Here is a 16,064-nt window from a genome sequence, read left to right as displayed (position 1 = left end):
GTGTTATTATAAAACACAAAGCGAGGTGTTTTATGATGAAATTAGGAATGACATGTGAAGGTGGTGCCAACCGTACCATTTTTTCCTGTGGCGTGTTGGATGCTTTCCTAGAAGAAGATTTACTGCCAGATTATTTTATTGGTGTTTCTGCCGGAATTGCCTACGGGGTATCCTATCTGTCAAAGCAGAAAGGACGTAATCTAAAGTTGATGGAGCAGTTTATGGCAGACAAACGTTATATGGGAATGCGCCATTTAATCAACCGAAAGACAAGAGCCTATTATAATATACCATTTGTGTTTGAGGAGATTCCTGATAAATTACTGCCATTTGATTACGACGCACTTGCAGCATTTCCGGGCGAGATTGAGGCAGCAGTGACTAATATTCATACCGGAAAAGCAGCCTATGTTCCGGTGCCAAGAGATAAAAGCATGGAGGATGTTCTGGTGGCAAGCTGTTCCCTCCCGATTTTGTTTCAGCCGGTGAAGATTGGAAAACACTACTATTTAGATGGCGGACTTGCGGATTCCGTTCCATTTGAACATGCGATGGAAAAGGGATGCGATAAGAACATCGTTGTTTTGACAAGAGCGCGTGGTTATCTGAAAAAGACGGACCGTGTCACGAAAATGACTGAAAAACTTTACAAGAAATATCCGAAAATTGTGGAGTCGCTTGATACAAGAGCAGAACGCTACAATGCTTGCATGAAGAAGCTCTATGAGCTCGAAAAAGAAGGCAAGGTGTTTATCATTGCACCGGATGATACTTATGGGGTAGGACGTACTGAGACAGACACGAAGCTGCTTGGAAAGCTTTACCAGGAAGGCTACGACATTGCCAAGAGAGAGATGCCGAAGTTAAAAGAATACTTAAAAGGATGAGAAAAGATGAAAATCGTTTTTTTAGATGCAAAATCAATTGGAGAGGATATCGATTTATCTGGATTTGAGGCGTTAGGAGAAGTTGTAAGATATAATTTTTCTACCCAAGAAGAAGCATCAGAGCGTACCAAGGATGCGGATGTTGTGATTGTCAACAAAGTGGAAATCGACGAATCGAGCATTGGCAAGGCGAAGAATCTGAAGCTGGTCTGCGTCACAGCAACCGGAACGAACAATCTGGATAAAGAATATTTAGAGCAAAGAGGAATTGCATGGCGTAATGTTGCAGGATACTCCACCGAAAGCGTGGCACAGCACACATTTGCAATGCTTTTTTACCTATTGGAAAAACTACCTTACTATGACAATTATGTAAAAAGTGAGCAGTACATTGCGGACACCATTTTCACACATTTTGCAAAGGTATTCCATGAATTGCATGGCATGACCTGGGGCATTATCGGGTTAGGTGCAATCGGACGCCGTGTGGCAGACATTGCAAAACTGTTTGGCTGTCATGTCATCTATTACTCCACATCGGGACGCAACAATCAGGAAGGCTATGAGCGGGTGGATTTGGATACCTTGTTAAAAGAATCTGATATTGTATCTGTACACGCACCGCTTACGGAGGATACCCATCAGTTGATGGATGAGCAGGCATTTCATAAGATGAAAGAGTCTGCAATCTTTTTAAATGTAGGAAGAGGACCGATTGTGGTGGAGGAAGCACTTGCCAATGCGCTAGAACAGGGTGAGATTGCGGCAGCAGGACTGGACGTTTTATGCGTGGAACCGATGAGCCCGGACAACCCGCTTCGTAGAATCAAAGACAGTGAAAAGCTTTTGATTACGCCTCATATTGCATGGGCGAGCATCGAGGCAAGAACACGCCTGATGGAGATTATTTTAGAGCAGATAAAAGATTTTTTTGCAAAAAAATAAATACGCAAAAGGTTTACATAATGACATTTAAAAGATTTCGTAAGAACACAAATACCCCGGATTTAAAAGTCCGGGGTATTCTTTATGTGCGCCTTGCGGCGCACGTCGCTAATGGATGAAAGTTCCTAATCCGCCCTAGTAGTGGGAAGGATACAGCCAAGACCAAGGGTGTCCTGTTCATAGCAAGACTATGATTAACGTGAGGGGAATCTGAAGGAAGGTGGAGGCAAATCTCTGGTCTGACGAACAGAAATCACATGAGGCTATAGTTAAGGATAAGGCTGCATAACAAGTCAAAGTCCAATAACTACTCGGAATTAACTAAAGTAAATGTGGCAGATATATGGAGAGAAAGTGACGTGTGGTACCAAGGGAGGTCTTGTCAGCGGATGGAAACAGAGTATGAAATCCGTCAGTAACAACGAATGGCGAGAAGTCAGCAGAAGCCATAGTAAACCGATGGCTTAAGACATCGGCGAAGGGCTGAACTTTAGGAGACACAAGCAATGAATGTAACTGAAAGTAGATTTAAGAACAGACAACTTCATATGGAAGACTATCTGCAAATGGTATCTGCGGAACAGAAAGAGTATGCAGAAGTGTTCGACTACTCTAAGATTACTGAAAAGAGCGGTGTCATCACAGACTATTGGACGAACAATCTTCTGGATCTGATTTTGCGAAAAGACAATCTTAACAACGCCTATAAGCAAGTCAGGAAAAACAAAGGAAAAGGCGGAATCGATGGTATGCAGGTGGATGAACTTCTGCCCTTCCTTAGAGAAAACCAGGAATCCTTAATCCAGGAGATAAGGGAAGGAAAATATAAACCTACCCCGGTTCGAAGGGTAGAAATACCCAAGGAAACAAAAGGCGAGTTCAGAAAGCTTGGAGTTCCAACTGTTGTTGACAGAGTTGTACAACAGGCAATAGCACAGGAACTCTCGCCAATCTATGAGGAGCAATTCTCAGAGAACAGTTTTGGATTCAGGCCAAAGCGAGGAGCACACGATGCCCTTAGACAATGCCAAAAGCATGTAAACGATGGTTATGTATATGTGGTAGATATGGACTTGGAAAAGTTCTTCGACACCGTATGCCAGAGTAAGCTGATAGAAGTATTGTCAAAAACCATCAAAGATGGCAGAGTGATATCTTTAATACACAAATACCTGAATGCGGGAGTAATCGCAAATGGAATGTTTGAACGTACAGAGGTCGGTATGCCGCAAGGTGGTCCGCTTAGTCCGTTACTTAGTAATGTAATGCTAAATGAGTTGGACAAGGAACTGGAACGTAGAGGACATAGATTTGTCCGCTATGCAGATGACTGTATGATTTTTTGCAAAAGCAGGAAAAGTGCAGAAAGAACCTTAGAAAACATTATTCCGTTTATAGAAGGAAAACTATTCCTCAAAGTTAATCGGAAGAAAACAGAGGTGGCACACATCAGCAAGGTCAAGTATCTTGGCTATTCCTTTTATAGACATAAGGGAAAATGCAGATTAAGAATACATCCAAAGTCGGTAATTAAGATGAAAGACAAAATCAGAGAACTCACCGACCGAAATAAAGGCATTAGCAATGAAGTACGTGAGAAGAAATATCAAGAGTATGTGCAAGGCTGGGTGGAATATTTCAGGCTGGCAGACATGAAAGGACTTCTCATAAAAACGGATGAATGGGCAAGACGGAGAATCCGAGCAGTCTATTGGAAACAATGGAAGAGAATCAAGACAAAATATCGAATGCTGAAAGCGCTGGGGCTAGAAGATTGGAAAGTCAAGGAACTTGCTTATAGTAGAAAAGGTTACTGGAGAATGGCGAAAGCCTTGAACCAAATCTTTTCAAAGAAAATAATAGCCAAGCTGGGATATACATCCATGCTTGACTATTATCTAATAGTTAGTGAAAACTAAAGAACCGCCCTGGTACGGAACCGTATGCCGGGTGGTGTGGGAGGACGGTAAATAAAATAATTATTTACCTCCTACCCGATTGGCAGTCCGCTGTGGAAGGACAAATCACCATAATCTGATAAAAAAGCCTGCAGATTACGCTGTGCACAGTCCGAATCATCCGGGCAGCGCAGGTAGGCATTCAGAAGATGGATACGTTTGCGATAAAGCACAACGGCTTTTTCGTAGAGGTCAAAAAAGGTCTCTTCCGAGGTGAACTCCGGGTTCCATGGATTGCGCCATACATCATGCTTCATATTAAAAGGGTCCTTACAAAACTGGAGCGTATCACTTGGCACAAGCGGGGAAAAGTTTGGAAAACCTAATAATTTTCCCTCAATAAAACGTGCGGCCACTTTTTTCTGACCGGTCGCATCATGCAAAAGGCGAAGCCCAATCTGCATCGAGTAAATGCCAAGAATCATGGTGCTAAGGCGGATTTTGTATTCCGGGTAGGTGCGTTTGTAGGCAAAGTAAAGCATCCGTGCGACCACATGACGCTGGCGTGGTGAGAGGATAATGGTGTTTGCCTGGTGAAATTCGCTTGGCAGTTTATGAAGCTTGGAATAAAGCAAGGCACTGTCAATGTCGACCTCTAAATAGGCATGTTTTCCAAAGTAGTCTTTCTTATTTCCGGTATAATTGGTTCTTGCATAAATATAAGGATGACAGATGGTGTCTAAGGTGTAATGCCCCAGGAAACCAATCAGATATGCATCGCAGATTTTCCGGTCTGAGGAGCTGACAAACTGGTTGCGGCTTTCGATAAGGTTGTGGTAAAACTCGCCGGAACGCTTACAATGTGCAAGTGCACCAATGTTGCTGCCGTGAATGGCATAAGAAGGTAAATAATAAAAGAAAATATCCGGCCCCTGAAGTCCAAGCGCATAGGCGGCACGGTTATAATATAAATTTCGTTTTAAAGGGGTGCACTTTAAACTACGGTAAGTGTCGGAACCAAAAAGATAATGGGTTGTAAAACCGGGCATATTTCGTTCCTCCTTTGTAACATAAGTTCTTTCGTATCCTTTATTATATCCAAAATCAGGTATATTGAACAGTATTTCGGATAATAATTAAGAAAAAATGCAGAAAAAAGGAAAGAAAAAAAGCAAAGGAAAAAAGAGCAGGTGTTGACGGAAAAGAAGAATGTGATATAATACGTAGTAATTAAAACTATGTCACGTGGCATATACTTCCTTTTCATAGGGTATATAATATACAAATTGGGCAAAATGTATATTTGAGAACGACACCAAAAACAGTTTGCATATTTAAAAATAAGATAAATATTTTTATACTACGTGTATAGACAGAAAATGTGTAAGAACAACGGAGGAATGATAGAATGGGAAAGATAGTACAGACAGTAGAACGAAAAGCATTCGGTGTTGCAGTCGATGCAGCATTAAAGAATCTGAACAAGGACCGCGAGAAAGCATTATTACAAATCGTAGATCTTGCAGAGAAATTTATGGGAGACAACTTTAGCAAAGAGTCTTATGATGGTGCAAGAGCAATGATTCAGAACCCAGACCATAAATGGATGCGTTATGTGAATCGTTTGTTAGATGAGACAGACCCACACGTTGCAAAAATGACAGCTTTAAATCTTGGTTTCCAGGCTGCATTTTTAGGAACAAAGACAATCCGTAAAATGAGAGAAGAACATGATTGTAATATTCCATGGCTGATCCTGATGGACCCAACCAGTGCCTGTAACCTGCACTGTACCGGATGCTGGGCAGCAGAATATGGTAATAAATTAAATTTGACATTTGATGAGTTAGACAGCATTGTAACACAGGGAAAAGAACTTGGAATCTATTTCTATATGATGACAGGTGGAGAACCATTGGTTCGTAAAGCAGATATCATCAAACTTTGTGAAAAACATAACGAATGTGCATTCCATTGTTACACCAATGGTACACTGGTAGACCAGGCATTTTGTGATGAGATGAAACGTGTCGGAAACCTGTCCTTATCCATCAGTTTGGAAGGATTTGAAGAGGCAAACGATTTCCGTAGAGGAAATGGTGTCTATGACAAGGTTATCCATGCAATGGATCTTCTTCATGAGAATGGATTGATTTTTGGTAATTCAGTATGCTATACTTCTAAAAACATGGATGTTGTAACATCAGATGAATTCTTTGATTTATTGATAGAACATGGAAGCCGTTTCGCATGGTATTTCCATTTAATGCCAGTCGGAATGAAAGCATCACCGGAACTGATGCCAACCGCAGAGCAGCGTGAATATATCTATCACAGAATTCGTGAGGTTCGTGCAAAAGAAGGCGGAAAAGAGATTTTCGTTATGGACTTCCAGAACGATGGTGAATTTGTAGGCGGATGTATCGCCGGAGGTAGAAACTACTGCCATATTAATCCAAAGGGTGATGTAGAACCATGTGTATTTATTCATTACTCAGGTGCAAACATTCGTGAGAAATCCTTACTGGAATGTTTGAAGCAGCCATTGTTCATGGCATATCGTGATGGTCAGCCATTCAACGATAATATGTTAAGACCATGTCCAATGCTTGAGAACCCGGAACTTTTACAGAAGATGGTAAAAGAATCCAAAGCACATTCTACCGATGTAGAAGAGGCAGAGCCAGTTGAACACTTATGTGGAAAATGCGAAGCTTATGCCTGTGCATGGAAGGATACTGCGGATAAACTTTGGAAAGAACATCCATATGAACAAAAAGGCTATACCAACTTTAAGAAAAAATAAAAAGTGACGGTGCTTTTGTGCTGTTACAGAAGGATATGGTGATATTATCAGTAAAAAACAAAAGCAGATTTTAAAATGGTTATTTGTAGTAGTCATTGTGGGTGCGATTATTTATACGTTCCGTGATTCGGCAGCCCCAATTCTTGCACAATTGAAAAAGACTCCATTGTGGGTGGTACTTGCAATCTGTATGTGTGCGCTTCTTTATGATGTGGTGGAAAGCGTAATTACATATATACTTGCAAGGCAGTATAACCCGGATTTTAAATTTGCAAAGGCGATGGGAAATACATTTTACTGTGCATTTTACCGCGTAGCGACACTTGGCAGCGGAGCTGGTGTGGCAGCAGTTTATTATCTCAACGAGAATGGAGTTGCAGTTTCACAGGGATTTGGAATGTATATGATTGAATATGCACTTCATAAGATTAGCATTGCGATTTTTTCGGGAATCTTTTTCCTGCTTAACTTTGGCTGCATGTGGGAGCACTTTGCAGATTATACCTGGCTGATGGTAGCAGGATATGCAATTACAATTATAATTACAGTGGTACTGGTACTGTTCTGCTCGGCAAAATGGTTTCACGATTTGCTTTTGCGGTTCTTGGGACTGCTAAACCGAAAGGGAAAGCTGGATGTCCTGATTGCGCAGTTGACGGAGCAGTGTATGATGCTGGAAGATGCTGCAAGGAGACTGCTGAAAAAGAAAAAACTGGTGATAGAGACCATTCTTTTAAACCTGTTGAAAGCTGCTTTCTGGTATGGAATTCCATATCTGATTTTTGTCAGCCATGCGCAGGTGACGATTACCGAGACGATGGCAGTCACGGCAATGTCTGTGATGCTTGCAGCAGTCATTCCGTCGCCGGCAGGAATCGGTTCAACTGAGTTTGTGTTTACGGCATTGTTTGCTTCCATTGTTGGAACCGGACTTGCAGGCTCGGCATCCTTGCTCTATCGCTTTGGAACGTTTGTGTTCCCATTTTTGATTGGAGCCGTCGTGGTAATCGTACGCAGAATTTTGATAAAAAGAGCATCGAGTGATTTATAAAAATATCATAAATTTTTCATGGAATTCCCGGTTGATAAGCCGGGAATTTTGTTGTATAGTAGCACCGAACAGACTATTTTAGAAAAAGAGACGGATAAAAAATGAAGGTCACATTTAAATTGCAAAAGGGGACATGGCTGGCACTTGCCGTAGTCATGATAATAGCAGCGGTCTTACTTGGAAAAGTAGGGTATGCCTGGTGGGTACTGCCATTGTTTGGAGCAGGGTATTTCCTCATAAAAAATATAGAGGTTACGTTAAATGACAAGCTGCCATGGCTTTGGACATTACTTCTGTTTGGGCTAAGCAGCCTATTTTCTGCGTATCTGGTGCAGTATCTGTTACTGGATGCAGAACTTCGTGCCAAAATAACAACGGATAAGATGCTGCTGAATATATTGTGCTGTCTGGCATTTTATTTTTTCATCCAGATATTTACGAATAATACGGGACTGACTTGTATCATTTCCCATCTTTTTTTCATGATACTTGCGGGAACGAACTATTTTGTCTATCTGTTCCGTGGAAATGAACTGATTTTCAGTGACATCAAATCCGTGCAGACCGGTCTTAGTGTGGCATCGAATTATGATTTTGTGTTAGAGCCACGGGCTGTGTATGTGATTTTTTTAACAATCCTGTACGTGGCATTGATTCGGAAATTCCATGTGAAATTTCAAAAAAGAATCTGGATGGCAGTGCTTTGTACCTCTGTTGCCGTGCTGCTTTCCGTTTACATTGGAAACGCAACACAATATACCGTGACGGAGACTTGGGAGCAGAAGGGAAGCTATCGGAACGGCTATGTTTTAAACTTTATATTAAGCGTGCGGGATTCCTTTATTGCAAAACCGGATGGTTATTCGAAAGAGGCGGTGGAGGAGTTAGAGCAGCAGTATGAAAAGACGGCTGACTCAGAGGCGGATTCAGCATCCAGCTCAGACACGACGGCAAATTCCGATTCCAATCAAAAGAAACCAACTATAATTGTAGTTATGAATGAATCCTATGCGGATTTGCAGGTGGTTGGAAATTACACGACCAATATGGATGTGACACCTTTTTACGATTCCCTTTCGGAAAACTGTATCAAAGGACATGCACTTTCTTCCGTTTTTGGAGCAAAGACGCCGAACTCTGAATGGGAATTTATGACGGGAAATTCGATGGCATTTTTGCCGAGCGGTTCTGTTGTTTATCAGCAGTATATCGGGGATGAGCCGTCCTCCATTGTTTCCAATCTGAAAAATGTCGGGTACACTTGTGTAGCGATGCACCCTTACTATGCGACAGGCTGGAGCCGGAATACGGTATATCCAAGCCTTGGCTTTGATGAGATGCATTTTATCGATGATTTTGACCAGACAAAGCTGCTTCGTGATTATATTACAGACCAGGAATTATATGAAAAAATTATCGAGCGGTACGAAAGCAAACCGTCGAATGAGAATCTTTTTATCATGAGTATCTCCATGCAAAATCATGGAGGTTATACGGAAAGCTACGATAATTTTAGGCAGGATGTACGGTTATTGGGAATGAGTTTTTATGATGTGAATCAGTATCTTTCTTTGCTCCACCGGAGTGACGAGGCACTCGAATATCTGATTTCCTATTTTCAGAATGTGGATGACCCGGTTGAAATTGTGTTCTTCGGTGACCATCAGCCGAGTCTGTCAACGAGCTTTTATCCATACCTGAATGGGAAAGGTTTGTCAGGACTAACCGAGAATGAATTAGAAGACCTTTATACGGTACCATTTTTCATCTGGACGAATTATGACAGCGAGGAGGAACAGGTGGACATCACAAGTCTGAACTACCTTTCCACACTGGCATTAGAGCGTGCAGGAATCGAACTTCCGGCTTACAATCAGTTTTTGGCAGATATGCAGGAGGAGATTCCGGCAATCAATTCCAGAGGATATTATTCAAAAGCAAATGGATGCTTTGAACATATTGAGGATGCGGCCGGAGAGGAAGCAGACTGGATTCACAAGTATCAGATTTTGCAATACAACAATATGTTTGACAAAGACAAAAGTACACTTTTTTTCCCATATAAGGAGGAGCAATGATGGAATATGTTACATTAGGAAGCACCAATATTACAGTGAACAAGAATGGATTTGGGGCACTTCCAATTCAAAGAGTCAGTGCGGAGGATGCCGTTGCCCTGGCAAGAAAAGCGTTCCATGCGGGAATCACGTTCTTTGATACCGCAAGATGGTATTCGGACAGTGAGGAAAAATTGGGAGAGGCATTCGAGGGAATCCGCGAACAGCTTTACATTGCAACCAAGACCGGAGCACAGAATGCGGATGATTTCTGGAAAGATTTAGAGACCTCTTTAAAAATGCTTCGCACCGATTATATTGATTTGTATCAGTTTCACAATCCATCGTTTTGTCCGAAACCGGGAGATGGAACCGGACTTTATGAGGCGATGTTAGAGGCAAAGGCACAGGGGAAAATCCGCCATATCGGAATCACCAATCACCGCCTTGCGGTCGCAAAAGAAGCGATTGAGTCAGGACTCTATGAGACTTTGCAGTTCCCATTCTGCTATCTTGCAACGGAAAAAGATATGGAGCTGGTTACGCTATGTAAAGAACACAATATGGGATTTATTGCGATGAAAGCATTATCGGGAGGACTCATCAACAATGCAAAAGCAGCGTATGCGTTTGAGGCACAGTTTGAAAATGTACTTCCAATCTGGGGCGTGCAGCGTGAAAAAGAACTGGATGAGTTTATTTCCTTTATCGAACATCCACCGGTGCTTACCGCAGAGATAAAAGCCATTATCGAGCATGATAAAAAGCAGCTGAGCGGAGACTTTTGCAGAGGATGCGGGTATTGTATGCCCTGTCCGGCGGGAATTGAAATCAATAACTGTGCCAGAATGTCTTTGATGCTCCGCCGTGCACCATCTGCGTCTTGGTTAACCGAGGAGTGGCAGATGAAAATGAGCAAAATTGCAGGCTGTATGCACTGCAACAAATGCATGAGCAAATGCCCGTATGGATTACATACACCGGCTCTTCTTGCAAAGAATTACGAAGATTACAAGAAAGTACTTGCAGGAGAGGTTAGTGTGAACTAATTCACATGTTTGATGGCGGAAAGGATGGAAATGAGATGAAACACTACAAAACAGCGATTTTTGATTTAGATGGAACATTGTTAAATACCTTAGAAGATTTGACAAACTCAGTCAATGCAGCACTGGAAAAAAACAACAAACCACAAAGAACAATAGAGGAAGTCAGAAGCTTTGTCGGAAATGGAATCCGTCTTTTGATTGAGCGTGCCGTTCCGGCGGGAACGGAGACAGCGGAGACTGACCAGATTTTCGCAGATTTTAAAGCACATTATGCCGTTCACTGCAACGATAAGACAAGACCGTATGACGGAATGCCGGCTTTATTAGAAAAGCTTTCCAAAGAAGGCTATCACCTTGCAATTGTGTCCAATAAAGCGGACAGCGCGGTAAAAGAACTGAACCAGATTTATTTTAAAGATGTGATTACCGTTGCAATTGGTGAGTGTGAAGGAATTCGGAAGAAACCGGCACCGGACACCGTCAACCAGGCGTTCCGTGAACTCGGCGTCACAAAGGAAGATGCCGTTTACATCGGAGATTCCGACGTGGATGTTATGACAGCCAAAAATTCTGGACTCCCATGCATTTCCGTATTGTGGGGATTCCGTGAGAAGGAATTTTTAAAAGAAAACGGCGCAACTGTATTTGCAAAAGATGCGGATGAGTTAGAACAGCTTTTATAGGTATTTTAGGAGCTTTAGAAGGAAAAAATCAGTTTTATAAGAAATCCAGAAGAAAATGTGAAAGAAATCTTAATTAGTTTTAAGATTTCTTTTCTTTTGCAGTTTTTTTGAAATTAGGTGCTATAATTCCCACTGTAAAAAACGTAAGAGAAAGAAAATCTTGTGAAAATAGAGGGAACAAGAGAGTAAGGAGAACGGCATGGATATTTTAAAAGAAATACGAGAGACTGCAAAAGAGCATGGAGAGCGAATTGCGATTAAGAGTGAAGAAGAGTCCCTGACATATGCGCAGCTGGAGGAGTACTCGGACCGTCTGGCGGTATGGTTACAGCAGAACATGCCTGATTCAAAAACACCCGTAGTTGTATATGGACATAAAAATCCGTATATGGTGGTCTGTTTTTTGGCATGTGTGAAAGCAGGAAGAGGATATTGTCCACAGGACATTTCGATTCCAATGATTCGTGTTATAGACACCATTGAGAGTGTGAAACCAGATGTGGTGTTTGTACTGGAAGGAAAATTAGAACTTTCTGAGATTCAGACTGTGAATCTTGCAGAGTTAAAAACAATCCTTGAGAAAACAACAAACGTATATGAGGAGCGCTGGAACAATAAACCGGAGGATGTGCATTATATTATTTTCACTTCGGGCAGCACTGGAAAGCCAAAAGGAGTACAGATTACAACGGATTGTCTCAATCACTATCTGGACTGGTCCGTGACTTTGGTGAAGGCAAACGAGCAGGAAGAACCGCTTTTCTTTTTGAATCAGGCACCGTTTTCTTTTGATTTGTCGGTCATGGATTTGTATACATCATTAGCTTGTGGTGGAACACTTGTGACGATGAACAAACAGACACAGAAAGATTATGGAAAGATGTTTTCCTTTTTCCAGCAGGAAAAATTGAACGTCTGGGTGTCAACACCATCTTTTGCAGATATGTGTCTGGTTGACCGCAATTTTTCAGAGCAATTGCTTCCGGAACTGCAGACCTTTTTGTTTTGTGGAGAGACATTGACAACGTCGACGGTGGAACGTCTGATGGAACGTTTTCCAAAGGCGAGAATCATCAATACATACGGACCGACGGAATCGACAGTTGCCGTAACGAATGTGGAGATTACAAAGGAACTCCTGGAAGAGAACGTAAAAGAGGGAAAATCACTTCCGGTTGGACATGAGAAACCAGGAACATGGATTGAAATCTGGGATGAAAATCATCAGATAAAAGAGGACGGCGAAGTTGGCGAAATCGTCATTATCGGAGATACGGTCAGCATAGGCTACTATCAGCGTGAGGATTTGACGAAGAAGAGCTTTTTCACCTGTGAGAGAGAAGGAAAGACCTATCGTGGTTATCATACTGGGGATGCCGGATATAAAAAGGACGGACAGCTTTTCTACAATGGAAGAATCGATCTGCAGGTAAAACTACACGGTTACCGCATCGAAATTGAAGATATTGAAAATAATATGATGCGCCTTCCACAGATTTCGCATGCGGTTGTCATTCCAAATGTAAAAGACGGAAAAGTGAAGAGCCTGACCGCATTTGTAACCGGAAAAGAGAAGGAGGCATCTAAGACGGAATTCTCAAGGCAGATTAAGGAAGAGTTAAAAACCTTTTTGCCAGCCTACATGATACCGAAGAAAATACTTCCTATCGACAGTATTCCGATGAACAATCATGGAAAAGTTGACCGGAAATACTTAGGAGGACTTCTGGCATGAGTTTTTATAGCGGGATGCAGTTTTTCCTGGTACTGCTGTTTGTTGTTCTGGGAGCATTGCTGATTGGAGTTCTGGAGAAAAATTTAAAATGGTACAGCCTGTTCTTTTCAGGTGTGATTACAATTTGTATTTTGGCAAAAAGTAAAGAGCAGTTATGCTATTTTATTGCGTATTATCTGCTAGAGCTTGCTTTAGTCAAGGGGTATGAAAAGCTTCGAAAATCAAAGGGGCGCATCACCTGGCTGTACCGGTTGACCGTTTTTCTTACGATAACACCACTTATATTATGTAAACTATGTGACTTAAAGGTATTCGAGGCGATGAGCTGGTTTCAGTTTGTCGGAATCTCATACCTGACGTTCCGCGTGGTGCAGATTGTGATTGAACTTTATGATGGTGTGATAGAAACCGTGAGTGTTTCAGATTTTACCGCATTTTTGGTATTTTTCCCGACGTTTAGCTGTGGACCAATCGACCGGAGCAGACGATTTTGTGAAGACTTGCATACCACTTATAAGCGGGAAGAATATCTGGAATTGTTTGGAACAGGCCTTTGGAAGCTGATGCTTGGGATTTTATATAAATTCGTGATTGCGGAGTTATGGTATCAGCTTTTGAATATGATTCCGAACGATGCACTGCCGTTTGGACAAAAGGTTTTAGCAATGATTGGATATGCTTATTGCTATGGATTTTATATGTTCTTTGATTTTGCGGGGTATTCCCTGATGGCAATCGGAACCGGATATATGCTTGGAATCCGGGTGCCGGAGAACTTTAAACGGCCATTTGTCAGTACCGACATGAAAGACTTCTGGGCAAGATGGCATATTTCTCTGTCTGAGTGGTTCCGGGATTTTGTTTTTTCCAGATTCATCATGCTTTCGATGAAGAAAAAATGGTTTCGGACAAGACTGACAGGCGCCTCCATTGGATTTCTTGTAAATATGCTCGTCATGGGATTGTGGCATGGATTGACGCTTCATTATATTCTGTACGGTCTCTATCATGGCATCCTATTAGCAGGTACGGAGATTTATCAAAAGAAATCAAAGTTTTACAAAAAATATAAAAAGACAGGCTGGTATCAGTTTATTTCCTGGTTCCTGACCTTACAGCTGGTTATGTTTGGATTTCTGATTTTCTCAGGACATTTCATACAAAATTAAATGCGGATGTGATGGCACCGGATGAAAATAAAACAACAGATAAAATACAAGTAGAGGAAGGAGAACGTGTAGAAATAAAATTTCACACGGAAAAATACGATGGAAGAAAAATTATTAGAAATTTTAGAGGACATTTGTGAGGATGATGTGGTAAGAGAGGAACGCGATTTGGATTTGTTTGAGGATGACTTGTTAGATTCTCTCGGATTCGCGGAATTGTTAGTAAGAATTGAGGATGAACTTGGGATTGTGATTTCACCGTCTGAGGTAACAAGAGAGGATTTGAATACCACAAATAAGATTTTAGAGCTGGTTTTAACAAGAGCGAATGCGAAGTAGTAAGGATGGAGAAGAATGAGAAATATAAAAGCTTTTTTGGTGGCACTGCTCATCTTTTGCATCACGGTGCCAATGTTTCATTTTGGAATCAAAAAAGAGTTGCCAGGTTATGAACTTTCCTATGGAACCTGGATTAATGAGGCAAAATTTGCAAGCGCGGATGGACTGGATAAAATGCTTGCAAGCAGTCAATCCATTCCCATTTTTGGTTCCTCGGAGCTGCGCCACGGGCAAAAATCGAAGTTTCATGCAAACACAATTTTTAAAAACGCAGATATGGAGCCGGTTTTCATCGGGCAGGCAGGATATCAATGTCTGACACATGCCACCACGTTAGGTGCCCTTGGTGACAACTTAAAAGGTCGAAAAGTTGTGCTAATTGTATCCGAACAATGGTTTAAGAAAAAAGGAGTGCGTGAGGATGCATTTGGTGCAGCCTTTTCCGAAGATAACTACATTCGTTTTCTGGAAAATCCAACAATTCGTCAGGAGACGAAGGAATATGTGATGGCGCGTACAGAGAGACTGACAAGCAGCAATGAGGTCATGAATGAGCGTATCCTACGGGATAATGAGTGGTATGGAGAAAAAAGCGAGGATGCATTATCAAATGCACAGGCGAAATTTTATGCCCTCTATGTCAAAGAAAAGGCGCAGACAAGGCTTTTATCTGAAAGTATGTTATTCGGAAAAGGAAAGAACAAATCGAAAGAAGATACGACTACAAACGTAGTCAGTGATGAGGATTGGGCGGACTTATACCGTGCAGCAGAGAAAAAAGGCGGAAAGATTGCAGGTGGAAATGAGTTTGGCATGTGTAATTCTGCATACACGCATTCCTACCAGGAGGTTGTAGAAAAAGGAAGTGTGAAAAGACCGGGTTATACCACAAATTCAGTTGAGTTTGATGACCTGGAGTGTTTCTTAAAAATCTGCAAGGATGAGAAAATCACACCGTTAATTGTCATGCTGCCATTCAATGGTTACTGGTATGATTTTGCAAATTACGATAGCAGTAAGCGCGAGGCAATCTATCAGAAGGTACGGGATCTTTCCGAGCAGTACGGAGCTGAATGTGCAGATTTATCCGGGAACGAATATGCACAGTACTATTTTGAAGATAACTCACATCTTGCATTGAAAGGATTGGTGGATTTAAATGAACACATTTACCGTTTTTACCAGGAAGATGAAAACGTTGCGCAAAAAGATCAGGCAAAATAAAAAAGCAGATTTCTGGTGCAGAGTCGCATTCTTCTATCTGATTTTTGTCGCATTTTTTGTCTATCAGATTCTATCCAAGGACTCCGCTGCACCAACCTTTATCTATGAAGCTTTTTAAGACGTTTCTGTTTTCGGTCAGAAATCTAAAATTTTCGAAAATTTATAAACAAAAACACCTTTTTATGGTAAGATACCGTTATAGTTGGTACTACCACATAAGA

General features: G+C 41.6%; 13 protein-coding genes. 12 read left to right on the top strand and 1 reads right to left on the bottom strand.

Annotated elements, in window-relative coordinates:
• Positions 1 to 32 precede the first annotated feature (32 nt).
• The 3 genes from BIV16_RS11410 to ltrA all read left to right on the top strand — a co-directional run bounded on the left by BIV16_RS11410 (position 33) and on the right by ltrA (position 3,751).
• Positions 33 to 887, top strand: a complete 855-nt coding sequence (locus BIV16_RS11410) for a patatin-like phospholipase family protein (protein ID WP_330546289.1) — start codon at positions 33 to 35, stop codon at positions 885 to 887.
• A gap of 6 nt (positions 888 to 893) precedes the next feature.
• A complete protein-coding gene (locus tag BIV16_RS11405; RefSeq protein WP_075680948.1) occupies positions 894 to 1,832 on the top strand; it encodes a D-2-hydroxyacid dehydrogenase in 939 nt (312 codons plus the stop codon).
• A gap of 506 nt (positions 1,833 to 2,338) precedes the next feature.
• Positions 2,339 to 3,751: a group II intron reverse transcriptase/maturase gene (gene ltrA, locus BIV16_RS11400; protein ID WP_075680656.1), complete on the top strand. Its 1,413-nt coding sequence runs from the start codon at positions 2,339 to 2,341 to the stop codon at positions 3,749 to 3,751.
• Positions 3,752 to 3,822: 71 nt separating this feature from the next.
• Here ltrA and BIV16_RS11395 read toward each other — a convergent pair whose 3' ends face one another.
• Positions 3,823 to 4,779, bottom strand: a complete 957-nt coding sequence (locus BIV16_RS11395; protein ID WP_075680946.1) for a zinc dependent phospholipase C family protein — start codon at positions 4,777 to 4,779, stop codon at positions 3,823 to 3,825.
• Between the two features lie 359 nt (positions 4,780 to 5,138).
• Between BIV16_RS11395 and BIV16_RS11390 the strand changes: the two genes are divergently transcribed.
• From BIV16_RS11390 to dltD, 9 genes are all read left to right on the top strand, one after another.
• Complete coding sequence (locus BIV16_RS11390; RefSeq protein ID WP_075680944.1) at positions 5,139 to 6,536, top strand: radical SAM protein; 1,398 nt, start codon at positions 5,139 to 5,141, stop codon at positions 6,534 to 6,536.
• Between the two features lie 97 nt (positions 6,537 to 6,633).
• A complete protein-coding gene (locus tag BIV16_RS11385; RefSeq protein ID WP_075680942.1) occupies positions 6,634 to 7,587 on the top strand; it encodes a lysylphosphatidylglycerol synthase transmembrane domain-containing protein in 954 nt (317 codons plus the stop codon).
• Between the two features lie 101 nt (positions 7,588 to 7,688).
• A complete protein-coding gene (locus tag BIV16_RS11380; RefSeq protein WP_075680940.1) occupies positions 7,689 to 9,665 on the top strand; it encodes an LTA synthase family protein in 1,977 nt (658 codons plus the stop codon).
• Positions 9,665 to 10,693 (top strand): aldo/keto reductase, encoded by a 1,029-nt coding sequence (locus BIV16_RS11375; RefSeq protein ID WP_075680938.1) that lies wholly within the window; start codon positions 9,665 to 9,667, stop codon positions 10,691 to 10,693. The genes BIV16_RS11380 and BIV16_RS11375 overlap by 1 nt, the downstream gene beginning before the upstream one ends.
• 35 nt (positions 10,694 to 10,728) lie before the next feature.
• The gene (locus BIV16_RS11370) at positions 10,729 to 11,376 is read left to right on the top strand and encodes an HAD family hydrolase (RefSeq protein WP_075681045.1); all 648 of its coding nucleotides are present in this window, start codon (positions 10,729 to 10,731) and stop codon (positions 11,374 to 11,376) included.
• Between the two features lie 199 nt (positions 11,377 to 11,575).
• Complete coding sequence (dltA, locus tag BIV16_RS11365) at positions 11,576 to 13,111, top strand: D-alanine--poly(phosphoribitol) ligase subunit DltA (protein ID WP_075680936.1); 1,536 nt, start codon at positions 11,576 to 11,578, stop codon at positions 13,109 to 13,111.
• On the top strand, positions 13,108 to 14,280 hold the full coding sequence (dltB, locus tag BIV16_RS11360; RefSeq protein ID WP_075680934.1) for a D-alanyl-lipoteichoic acid biosynthesis protein DltB: 1,173 nt from the start codon (positions 13,108 to 13,110) through the stop codon (positions 14,278 to 14,280). Before dltA ends, dltB begins: the two co-directional genes overlap by 4 nt.
• Before the next feature lie 99 nt (positions 14,281 to 14,379).
• Positions 14,380 to 14,619 (top strand): D-alanine--poly(phosphoribitol) ligase subunit DltC, encoded by a 240-nt coding sequence (gene dltC / locus BIV16_RS11355; protein ID WP_075680932.1) that lies wholly within the window; start codon positions 14,380 to 14,382, stop codon positions 14,617 to 14,619.
• A gap of 15 nt (positions 14,620 to 14,634) precedes the next feature.
• Positions 14,635 to 15,843: a D-alanyl-lipoteichoic acid biosynthesis protein DltD gene (gene dltD / locus BIV16_RS11350; protein WP_075680930.1), complete on the top strand. Its 1,209-nt coding sequence runs from the start codon at positions 14,635 to 14,637 to the stop codon at positions 15,841 to 15,843.
• Positions 15,844 to 16,064 lie beyond the last annotated feature (221 nt).

The organism is Roseburia sp. 831b (assembly GCF_001940165.2).
In the GTDB taxonomy this organism is placed as follows: domain Bacteria; phylum Bacillota; class Clostridia; order Lachnospirales; family Lachnospiraceae; genus Roseburia.
This window is presented reverse-complemented; position numbering and strand designations above follow the sequence as displayed.

Excerpts from the sequence above, each read along its gene's own strand:
- dltB (WP_075680934.1), top strand. The coding sequence starts at position 13,108 with ATGAGTTTTTATAGCGGGATGCAGTTTTTCCTGGTACTGCTGTTTGTT.
- dltA (WP_075680936.1), top strand. The coding sequence starts at position 11,576 with ATGGATATTTTAAAAGAAATACGAGAGACTGCAAAAGAGCATGGAGAG.
- BIV16_RS11390 (WP_075680944.1), top strand. The coding sequence starts at position 5,139 with ATGGGAAAGATAGTACAGACAGTAGAACGAAAAGCATTCGGTGTTGCA.
- BIV16_RS11380 (WP_075680940.1), top strand. The coding sequence starts at position 7,689 with ATGAAGGTCACATTTAAATTGCAAAAGGGGACATGGCTGGCACTTGCC.
- dltD (WP_075680930.1), top strand. The coding sequence starts at position 14,635 with ATGAGAAATATAAAAGCTTTTTTGGTGGCACTGCTCATCTTTTGCATC.
- ltrA (WP_075680656.1), top strand. The coding sequence starts at position 2,339 with ATGAATGTAACTGAAAGTAGATTTAAGAACAGACAACTTCATATGGAA.
- BIV16_RS11395 (WP_075680946.1), bottom strand. The coding sequence starts at position 4,779 with ATGCCCGGTTTTACAACCCATTATCTTTTTGGTTCCGACACTTACCGT.
- BIV16_RS11410 (WP_330546289.1), top strand. The coding sequence starts at position 33 with ATGATGAAATTAGGAATGACATGTGAAGGTGGTGCCAACCGTACCATT.
- BIV16_RS11370 (WP_075681045.1), top strand. The coding sequence starts at position 10,729 with ATGAAACACTACAAAACAGCGATTTTTGATTTAGATGGAACATTGTTA.
- dltC (WP_075680932.1), top strand. The coding sequence starts at position 14,380 with ATGGAAGAAAAATTATTAGAAATTTTAGAGGACATTTGTGAGGATGAT.
- BIV16_RS11375 (WP_075680938.1), top strand. The coding sequence starts at position 9,665 with ATGGAATATGTTACATTAGGAAGCACCAATATTACAGTGAACAAGAAT.
- BIV16_RS11405 (WP_075680948.1), top strand. The coding sequence starts at position 894 with ATGAAAATCGTTTTTTTAGATGCAAAATCAATTGGAGAGGATATCGAT.